The sequence below is a fragment of the Luteococcus sp. genome, from assembly GCF_043424415.1.
Lineage (GTDB): Bacteria > Actinomycetota > Actinomycetes > Propionibacteriales > Propionibacteriaceae > Luteococcus.
The window spans coordinates 1-7,779 of the sequence record NZ_JBHWOO010000235.1; the positions used below are offsets into that span (position 1 = coordinate 1).

The window sequence follows — 7,779 nt, forward strand, 5'->3', positions numbered from 1 at the left end:
GGTGTCATGATCACGATGATCATGGCCCGCCCCTGGTGTCATTCGGGGTGCAGATGGAAGACGTTGGAGGGCGGGGGCAGCACGCTCCTCGCGCGATTGGTGGGCTGGCTCAGGAGCCGGAGACCTTGACGGTGTCACCCTCGACGGTGGCCACGGCCTTTCCGAGCCCACCCTGGGCGGGGCCGCCCAGCACCGACCCGTCGGCCGCGGAGAAGCGGGAATTGTGGCAGGTGCACACGATCTCGGACTTCTCCACGCGGGTGACGTCGCAGCCGGCATGCGGGCACATACGGGTGAAGGCCTTGAACTCACCGGCCGTGGGCTGCGAGACGACGAAGTTGGAGCCCTCGATGATCTTGGCGCTGCCGACAGGAACCTCCGAGGCCGGCACCTCGGCCGGGCCAGCGGTCTTCTCCTCGGGGCTCGAGCAGCCGGCGACGCCGACCGCACCGGAGGCGGCGCCAGCGGCCAGGCCAGCGGTCTTGAGGACGTCACGACGGGTGGGGCTCATGGGTACTCCTGGTCAGGTCTTGTCGACGGGGGCTCGTCTGGTGGCCCACGCTACCCGGTGGACCGGGAGCCCGCAGTGTGGCCCCGTCTCAGGCTTCGCGCAGGGTGACGACGTCCCCGTCGAGGGTGGCCATCGCGCCGCTGAGGCCGGTTTCGGCAGGGCCGGAGAGCACCGACCCGTCGGCGGCGGAGAAGCGGGCATCGTGGCAGGTGCACACGATCTCGGACTTCTCCACGCGGGTGACGTCGCAGCCGGCGTGCGGGCACAGCCTGTCGAAGGCCTTGAACTGTCCGGCGGTGGGCTGGGCCACGACGAAGCGGGAGTCCTCGACGATCACGGCACCCCCGACCGGCACCTCCGCGGCCTTGATGGTGGCAGGGCCGTCGGCGATGGTCTCGGGCGAGGAACAGCCAGCCAGGCCTGCGGCCCCGGTGGCTGCTCCGGCGGCGAGGCCAGCGGTCTTGAGGACGTCACGGCGGGTGGGACTCATGGCTACTCCTGGAGGTCGTGGTCCTGACAACCTATCCACCACCCCTGGCGTCGTCGGCAGGGGGCCTCGGGGTCAGCTGGCGGGCGGCCTCCCGACGAGATCGGGTCTGTCGGAGGCGCCTCCTAGACTGGCCGGCATGGCCGATCCGTCCACCTACCGCCCCAAGCCCGGCACGATCCCCACCGACCCGGGGGTCTACCGCTTCAGCGACGCCCACGGCCAAGTGATTTACGTCGGCAAGGCCAAGAACCTGCGCCAGCGGCTCAACTCCTACTTCGCCGACCCGGCCAACCTGCACTTCCGAACCCAGACGATGGTGCGCACCGCCGCCAAGGTGGAGTGGACGGTGGTGCAGAACGAGCTGGAGAGCCTCCAGCTCGAGTACACCTGGATCCAACAGTACGACCCTCGCTTCAACGTCAAGTACCGCGACGACAAGTCCTACCCGTGGCTGTGCATCACCTGGAGCGAGGAGTACCCGCGCGTCTTCGTCGGCCGCGGCGCCAAGAAGAAGGGCTACCGCTACTACGGCCCCTTCGCCCAGGCCGGGGCGATCCGCGAGACCGTCGACACCCTGCTGCACGTCTTCCCGATGCGTTCGTGCACCAATGGGGTCTTCCGCAATGCCGCCGCAGCCGGGCGGCCCTGCCTGCTGGGCTACATCGGCAAGTGCTCGGCCCCCTGCGTGGACAGGATCAGTCCCGAGGAGCACCGCGAGATCGTCTCCGACTTCTGCAGTTTCATGGCGGGCCAGACCGGCCAGTTGCTGCGCCGCATCGAGGCGGACATGAAGCAGGCCTCCCGCGAGCTCGAGTTCGAGAAGGCTGCAGTGTTGCGCGACTCGCTGGAGGCACTGCGGCAGGCCAGTGAGCGCAATGCCATCGTGCTCGACGACGGTACCGATGCCGACGTGATCGCGCTGGCCGAGGACCCCCTCGAGGTGGCGGTGCACATCTTCAACGTCCGCCAGGGCCGGGTACGGGGTGAGCGCGGCTGGGTGGCGGACCGGGCCGACGACGCCGACACCGCGGAGCTGGTGGAGCAGTTCCTGCTGCAGATCTATGCCGACGAGAAGGCCGCCGACACCGAGACCGCCTCGGCGATCCCGCGCGAGGTACTGGTTCCGGTGATGCCGGCCTCCGGCGAGGCGATGGCCCAGCTGCTGTCCGAGCAGCGCCACGCCAAGGTGAACCTGCACGTGCCCCAGCGCGGGGACAAGCGGGTGCTGATGGAGACCGTCGCCAAGAATGCCACCGAGGGCCTGCAGCAGCACAAGATGAAGCGGGCCAGCGACCTGTCGACCCGCAGCCGTGCGTTGGAGCAGATCCAGGACCTGCTGGAGCTGCCCACCGTGCCGCTGCGTCTGGAGTGCTATGACATCTCCCACCTGCAGGGCACCGAGGTGGTCGGCTCGATGGTGGTCTTCGAGGACGGGCTGCCCCGCAAGAGCGAGTACCGCCGTTTCGTGATCAGGAGCTTCGAGGGCTCCGACGACCTGCGCGCCATGAAGGAGGTGCTCACCCGGCGCTTCCGCCGCTTGCTGGACGACCGGGCGAGCATGAGCGCCGAGGCTGAGGGGGGTCCGGTGCTGATCGACGCCACCACCGGGGCGCCCCGCAAGTTCGCCTATGCCCCTCAGCTTGTGGTGGTCGACGGCGGCCAGCCCCAGGTGGAGGCCGCGGCCGAGGTGTTGGAGGAGCTGGGGCTGGCCGGCGAGATCGCCCTGTGCGGGCTGGCCAAGCGGCTGGAGGAGGTGTGGATGCCGGGGGAGGAGTATCCGCTGATCCTGCCGCGCACCTCCGAGGGGCTCTACCTGTTGCAGCGGCTGCGCGACGAGGCGCACCGTTTCGCCATCACGCACCACCGTGGCCGGCGCAGCAAGGCGATGGTGGAGTCGGTGCTGGACGACGTGCCCGGCCTTGGCGAAACCCGGCGCAAGGCGCTGCTCAAGCACTTCGGCTCCCTGCGCAAGCTGCGCTCGGCCAGCGAGGAGGAGATCGCGATGGTGCCCGGCTTCGGCCCCAAGCTGGCCGGCCAGGTGGCCTCGGCGTTGCGGGCCGAGGAGCCCGGCGAGCAGGTCAACATGACCACTGGCGAGGTGCTGCCGGCCTGAGTGCCCCGCGACCCCCCCCGGACCGATCGCTGGATGGGCGTCGGTACCGGACTGGCAAGGGTGGCCACGGTGACAAGGCAGCCGCGGCTTTCGCCGTGCTCGGCCATAATGGGGCCATGAGCCCCCAGAGCAGTCCTCGCGTCGTCGTCATCACCGGCATGTCCGGCGCCGGGCGCCGCACGGCCGCCCATGCGATGGAGGACCTCGGTTGGTATGTCGTGGACAACCTCCCGCCGTCCCTGTTGCCCAACCTCGTCGACCTGGCGAGGGACAAGCAGATCGAGAAGCTGGGCGTCGTGCTCGACGTGCGCAGCCGCACCCTGTTCGACCAGCTCGGCGCGGTCTTCGCCGACCTCGGCGAGCAGGGCGTGGACATCGAGATCCTCTACCTCGAGGCCGACGATGCCGTCATCGTGCAGCGCCAGGAGTCGATCCGCCGCCCGCTGCCGCTGCAGGGCGACGGCCGCCTGCTGGACGGGGTGGAGAAGGAACGCGCGATGCTGTCGACGCTGCGCGCCTCGGCCGACATCGTCATCGACACCTCCAACATCAACGTGCACCAGCTCGGGGCACGCGTGGCGCACTCCTATGGCGGGGACGACGGCGACCGGATCCGTGCTGCGGTGATGAGTTTCGGCTTCAAGAACGGCGTGCCGCTGGATTCCGACCTGGTGCTCGACGTGCGCTTCCTGCCCAATCCCCACTGGGTTCCCGAGCTGCGGCCCCAGACCGGCCTGTCCGAGGCGGTCAGCGGCTATGTGCTGGCCCAGCCCGGGGCCGAGGAATTCCTGGACCAGCTCGAGGGGCTCTTCGCGACGATGGCTCCCGGCTATGTGCGGGAGGGCAAGCGCCAGGTGACCATCGCCATCGGCTGCACCGGAGGCAAGCACCGCTCCACGGCGATGAGCGAGGCCTTCGGTGCCCGCCTGCGCGCCCGGGGCATCCCGGTGACGGTGATGCACCGCGACCTGGGCAAGGAGTGAGCCGATGAGTCGATCCGATCGACCGGCGGTCACCGCGCTGGGTGGCGGCCATGGCCTGTCGGCGAGCCTGAGCGCCCTGCGCCGGGTGACCGACCGGCTCACCGCGGTGGTCACCGTCGCCGACGACGGGGGCTCCTCGGGCCGGTTGCGCGGCGAGTTCGACTGCCTGCCCCCCGGTGACCTGCGGATGGCCCTGGCCGCGCTGTGTGGCGACGACCACGACGGCCGGCTGTGGGCCGACGTCCTGCAGTCGCGCTTCACCGGGGACGGGCCCCTGGCCGGGCACGCGGTGGGCAACCTGCTCATCGCCGGACTGTGGCAGCACCTGGACGATCCGGTCGAGGGGCTGGACCGGGTGGGCCAGCTGCTGCGCACCCGGGGGCGGGTGCTGCCGATGTCACTGACCCCCCTCACCATCGCCGCCGAGGTGATCGGCCTTGATCCGCTGCGTCCCGACGAGATGTGCACCCTGGCGGGTCAGGCGACGGTGGCCAAGACGCGCGCCCAAGTGCAGAAGATCCGGCTCGAGCCGGCCGATGCGCCCGCCTGTCCGGACGCCCTGGCCGCCATCGAGCAGAGCGACTACATCGTGCTCGGCCCGGGCTCGTGGTTCACCTCCGTGCTGCCGCACCTGCTGGTCGACGAGCTGGCCACGGCCATTGCCGGTGCGCGCGGGAGGCGGATCCTGACGCTGAACATCGCACCCGCGGACGAGACCGACGGTTTCAGTGCCTCGCGCCACATCGAGTTGGTCGCCGAGCATGCGCCGAGCCTTCGCCTGGATGTCGTGGTGGCCGACCAGAGCTTCGCCGACGAACACCTGGACACCTTCGTCCGCTCCCTGGGGGCGGAGCTGGTGGTCGCCGACGTGGCGATGCGCGACGGGACGCCGCGCCACGACCCCTTGCGGCTGGCCTCGGTCTATGCGGACCTGATGGGGGAGTGAGCTGTCCCCAGCTGCCCGGGGCCCGTCCACCGGTGGTCGCGCGCCGAGGGCGCGATCATGGTTGAATCACCCCCGTGTCGCGGGCCTCGTCGTGCAGGCGGTGTCCGGCCTCGGGGGAGGCAGCTGGATCGCGGGGGCGACTGTCGTGCCCGCTGAACGCAGTCGTGCCCGCTGGACGGGCAGAGGAAGGACATCCCCATGGCCATGACCCCCCAGGTGAAGGCGGAGCTTGCCACCATTCGCGTCAGCAAGCCGTGCTGTCGCCGCGCCGAGGTGGCCAGCATGCTGCGCTTCGGCGGGGGCCTGCACATCGTCAGCGGCAGGATCGTCGTCGAGGCCGAGTTCGACACCGGTGCCGCGGCCCGTCGGCTGCGCACCGTCATCCAGGAGCTCTACGGGCTGACCGCCGAGATGATCATGGTCAACGCGTCCGGGATCCGTCGCCAGACGCGCTACACCCTCCGCCTGGTGCAGGGTGCCGACGACCTGGCGCGGCAGACCGGCCTGACCGACTCCCACGGCCGCCCGGTGCGCGGCCTGCCGTCGATCATCGTCGGTGGCGGCACCTGCTGCCAGATGGCGGCCTGGCGTGGCGCCTTCCTGGCCCACGGCTCGCTGACCGAGCCGGGCCGGTCCATGTCGCTGGAGGTCACCTGTCCCGGCTCCGAGGCGGCCCTGGCGCTGGTCGGGGCGGCCCGTCGCCTCCAGGTCACGGCCAAGGCCCGTGAGGTGCGCGGCGTCGACCGTGTGGTGGTGCGGGACGGGAACGCGATCGCCGCGATGCTCACCCGGCTGGGGGCCCACGAGAGCCTGCTGGTCTGGGAGGAGCGCCGGATGCGTCGCGAGGTGAGGGCCTCGGCCAACCGGCTGGCCAATTTCGACGATGCCAACCTGCGCCGCTCGGCGCGCGCCGCGGTCGCCGCTGGTGCCCGGGTGGAGCGTGCCCTGGAGATCCTGGGTGACGACGTGCCCGACCACCTGCGCACCGCGGGCCTGCTGCGCCTGGAGCACCGCAATGCCAGCCTCGAGGAGCTGGGTCAGCTGCACGTGCCTCCGTTGACCAAGGATGCCGTCGCGGGCCGGATCCGTCGCCTGCTGGCCACCGCCGACAAGCGGGCCCACGAGCTGGGCATCCCCGGTACCGAGGCGGGCCTGCACGGGGCCGGGGCGGGCCCGGGCGGGGGCGACCAGGGCTGAGGGGCGCACGATGCCCCCGAACGGGTCATTGCCGGCGCCGGCAGGCCGCTGTTCGCGTGACGCTGATACCACTGACTGTTGCGGTCTGGTCAAGCGGCATCAGGCGCGGTTCGATAGACTCGGGGTGTCCGAACACGTCGCAGCACGTGTGTGCAGCGACACTGATATCTCGAAGGAGATAACGCATGACCGTCAAGGTTGGAATCAACGGCTTCGGCCGCATCGGCCGCAACTACTTCCGTGCCCTCATCGAGCAGGGTGCCGACATCGAGGTCGTTGCCGTCAACGACCTGACCGACAACAAGACCCTCGCCCACCTGCTGAAGTACGACTCCCTCATGGGCCGCTTCTCCGGTGAGGTCAGCTACGACGACGAGTACATCACCGTTGACGGCAAGAAGATCAAGGCCCTGGCCGAGCGCGATCCCAAGAACCTGCCCTGGGGCGACCTGGGCGTCGACGTGGTCATCGAGTCCACCGGCTTCTTCACCGACGGCGAGACGGCCAAGGCCCACATCGAGGCCGGCGCCAAGAAGGTCATCATCTCCGCCCCCGGCAAGAACGTGGACGGTACCTTCGTGATGGGCGTCAACGACGGCGACTACACCAACGAGATGAACATCATCTCCAACGCCTCCTGCACCACCAACTGCCTTGCCCCGCTGGCCAAGGTGCTGAACGACAAGTTCGGTATCGAGCGCGGCATCATGACCACCATCCACAGCTACACCGGTGACCAGCGCCTGCTCGACGCCCCGCACAGCGACCTGCGTCGCGCCCGCGCCGCCGCGCTGAACATGATCCCCACCAAGACCGGCGCCGCCCAGGCCGTCGCCCTGGTGATCCCGGAGCTCAAGGGCAAGTTCGACGGTCTGGCCGTCCGCGTCCCCACCCCCACCGGCTCGCTGACCGACCTGACCTTCGAGGCTTCGAAGGAGGTCACCGTCGACGAGATCAAGGCTGCCGTCAAGGAGGCCGCCGAGGGTGAACTCAAGGGTGTCCTGAAGTACACCGAGGACCCGATCGTCTCCTCCGACATTGTCGGCGACCCGCACACCAGCATCTTCGACGCCAATGAGACCAAGGTCATCGGCAAACTGGTCAAGGTCCTGTCCTGGTACGACAACGAGTGGGGCTACTCCAACTCGCTGGTCCGCCTGACCGCCCTGGTCGGCTCCAAGCTGGCCTGATCTCCCGATCAAACCGTGTGACGGGGTGGGACGCTCCGGCGTCCCACCCCGTTTCCACACCCGCAACACCTGCTGCGTAATTCCGGGGCGAAGCCGCCCCACCATTCCCAACGGAAGGATTGACGTGAAGTCGATCAAGGATCTTGGCGATCTGAAGGGCAAGCGGGTAGTCATCCGCTGCGATTTCAACGTGCCGCTGGATGGCGACACCATCACCGACGACGGCCGCATCAAGGCCGCGCTGCCCACCCTCAACGAGCTGCGTGGGGCCGGCGCCCGCGTCGTCGTGCTGGCCCACCTGGGCCGCCCCAAGGGTGAGGTCAACCCCAAGTACTCCCTGGCGCCCGTC

Annotated in this window: 8 protein-coding genes; 6 read left to right on the forward strand and 2 right to left on the reverse strand. The window is 69.6% G+C overall.

Features of this window, described 5'->3' with window-relative positions:
- Positions 1–109: 109 nt before the first annotated feature.
- Positions 110–511, reverse strand: a complete 402-nt coding sequence (locus tag ACHFFZ_RS13515) for a Rieske (2Fe-2S) protein (protein WP_394277126.1) — start codon at positions 509–511, stop codon at positions 110–112.
- 88 nt (positions 512–599) lie between these two features.
- Positions 600–1,001 (reverse strand): Rieske (2Fe-2S) protein, encoded by a 402-nt coding sequence (locus ACHFFZ_RS13520; RefSeq protein WP_394277127.1) that lies wholly within the window; start codon positions 999–1,001, stop codon positions 600–602.
- A gap of 136 nt (positions 1,002–1,137) precedes the next feature.
- On the opposite strand from ACHFFZ_RS13520, the gene uvrC reads away from it, so the two are divergent.
- From uvrC to pgk, 6 genes are all read left to right on the forward strand, one after another.
- Positions 1,138–3,114: an excinuclease ABC subunit UvrC gene (uvrC, locus tag ACHFFZ_RS13525; protein ID WP_394277128.1), complete on the forward strand. Its 1,977-nt coding sequence runs from the start codon at positions 1,138–1,140 to the stop codon at positions 3,112–3,114.
- 116 nt (positions 3,115–3,230) lie between these two features.
- Positions 3,231–4,097 carry an RNase adapter RapZ gene (gene rapZ / locus ACHFFZ_RS13530; RefSeq protein WP_394277129.1) on the forward strand — a complete coding sequence of 289 codons (867 nt, stop codon included), beginning with the start codon at positions 3,231–3,233 and terminating at the stop codon, positions 4,095–4,097.
- Between the two features lie 4 nt (positions 4,098–4,101).
- Positions 4,102–5,043, forward strand: a complete 942-nt coding sequence (gene yvcK / locus ACHFFZ_RS13535) for a uridine diphosphate-N-acetylglucosamine-binding protein YvcK (RefSeq protein WP_394277130.1) — start codon at positions 4,102–4,104, stop codon at positions 5,041–5,043.
- Between the two features lie 198 nt (positions 5,044–5,241).
- Complete coding sequence (gene whiA / locus ACHFFZ_RS13540; protein ID WP_394277131.1) at positions 5,242–6,240, forward strand: DNA-binding protein WhiA; 999 nt, start codon at positions 5,242–5,244, stop codon at positions 6,238–6,240.
- A 185-nt stretch (positions 6,241–6,425) separates the two neighbouring features.
- A complete protein-coding gene (gene gap, locus ACHFFZ_RS13545; protein WP_394277132.1) occupies positions 6,426–7,430 on the forward strand; it encodes a type I glyceraldehyde-3-phosphate dehydrogenase in 1,005 nt (334 codons plus the stop codon).
- A 124-nt stretch (positions 7,431–7,554) separates the two neighbouring features.
- On the forward strand, positions 7,555–7,779 hold a 225-nt coding region (gene pgk, locus ACHFFZ_RS13550), incomplete at its 3' end, for a phosphoglycerate kinase (protein WP_394277133.1).